1 protein-coding gene is annotated in these 866 nt (G+C 70.9%); it reads left to right on the forward strand.

What is annotated here, in order from left to right; translation table 11 throughout:
• Window positions 1-866 (forward strand): condensation domain-containing protein (locus ACLEQD_RS44485; RefSeq protein ID WP_410391942.1); only part of this gene is annotated, 866 nt, incomplete at both ends.

Raw genomic sequence — 866 nt, forward strand, 5'->3', positions numbered from 1 at the left:
CGTCGTGGCTGCTGCTGGCGGTGCACCACCTCGCGGTGGACGGCGTGTCGTGGCGCGTGCTGCTGGAGGACCTGGGCACGGCGTACACGCAACTGCGCGGCGGGATGCCCGCGGTGCTGCCCGCGAAGACGACGTCCTTCCAGACGTGGGCGCGCAAGCTGGAGGAGTACGCGCGCGGACCGGAGCTGGAGAAGGAAGCGGCGTGGTGGCTGGCGCAGGCGCGCGAGGAGACGCCCGAGCTACCGGTGGACACAGCCGGAGTGAACACAGCGGCATCCGCACAGGCTGCGCTCGTGTCGAACACGCTGGCGTCCGCACGGAGTGTAGTGTTCGCTCTGGACGCGGAAGCGACGCGGACGCTCTTGCAGGAAGTGCCGGGCGCGTACCGGGCGAGCGTGAACGAAGTACTGGTGTCGGCCCTGGCCCGAGTCCTGACGAAGTGGACGGGACAGCCGCGGGTGCGGGTGGAAGTGGAAGGGCACGGCCGCGAGGAGCTCTTCGCGGACGTGGACGTGACGCGCACGGTGGGGTGGTTCACCTCGCTGTACCCGGTGGTGCTGGAGGTTTCGAAGGAAGGCACGGCGGGGGACGCACTGCGCGCGGTGCGTGACACGCTCAGGGCAGTGCCGGGCAAGGGCGTGGGCTACGGCCTGCTGCGCTACCAGGGCCCGGAGGCCATCGCGGCGAAGCTGAAGCAGGCACCGAAGGCACCGGTGGCCTTCAACTACCTGGGCCAGTTCGACGCGCTGGCCAGCGGCACCGGGGGCTTCACGCTGGCGAAGGAGTCCGCGGGCCCGACGCAGGGCGAAGACGGCCAGCGCAGCCACGTGCTGGAGGTCAACGGGCTGGTGGTGGGTGGGCAGCTG

Source organism: Corallococcus sp. 4LFB (assembly GCF_046520365.1).
In the GTDB taxonomy this organism is placed as follows: Bacteria; Myxococcota; Myxococcia; order Myxococcales; family Myxococcaceae; genus Corallococcus; species Corallococcus caeni.